Annotated in this window: 1 protein-coding gene; it reads left to right on the top strand. The window is 67.4% G+C overall.

Annotated features, from left to right (window positions below; all coding sequences use genetic code 11):
• Window positions 1-721 (top strand): N-acetylglucosamine-6-phosphate deacetylase (locus tag EN964_RS36250; protein WP_164776556.1); only part of this gene is annotated, 721 nt, incomplete at both ends.

Genomic DNA, 721 nt, shown 5'->3' with positions numbered 1-721 from the left:
GGTCAATGGCGGCGGCGGCGTCATGCTCAACGACCATCCCGATGTCGCTTCCATCGAAACCATTTGTCGCGCGCACGCGCCCTTCGGCACGACGGCGCTGCTGCCGACGCTGATCACCGACACGCCTGCAATCACGGCCGCCGCTGTCGCCGCCGGCGAGGCAGCGGCGCGCCAGAAGGTGCCCGGGTTTCTCGGACTGCATCTCGAAGGCCCGCATCTGTCGGTCGCCCGCAAGGGCGCGCATGATCCGGTGCTGATCCGGCCGATGACGGATGCCGATCAGGCGATGCTGATCGCCGCGCGGCAAAAACTACCGGTGCTGCTCACCACCATTGCCCCTGAATCCGTCGAGCCGGCGCGCGTCGCGGCACTCGCCAGGGCCGGCATCATCGTCAGCCTTGGCCACTCCGATACCGGCTATGCCACCGCCAGCGCCTTTGCCGCGGCCGGCGCCTCAATGGTCACCCATCTGTTCAATGCGATGAGCCAGATCGGCAATCGCGAGCCCGGATTGGTCGGCGCCGCCATCGACATCGGCAGCTTGTCGGCCGGCCTCATCGCCGACGGCATCCATGTCGATCCGGCCACCATCAAGATCGCGCTGCGCGCCAAGCAGGGGCCGGCCAGGATCGTGCTGGTCACCGACGCCATGGCGACAATCGGCACCGAGATGACGTCGTTCACGCTCAACGGCCGCACCATCTATCGAAGGGACGGCAGC

It is taken from the genome of Mesorhizobium sp. M7A.F.Ca.CA.001.10.2.1 (assembly GCF_003998575.1).
In the GTDB taxonomy this organism is placed as follows: Bacteria; Pseudomonadota; Alphaproteobacteria; order Rhizobiales; family Rhizobiaceae; genus Mesorhizobium.
This window is presented reverse-complemented; position numbering and strand designations above follow the sequence as displayed.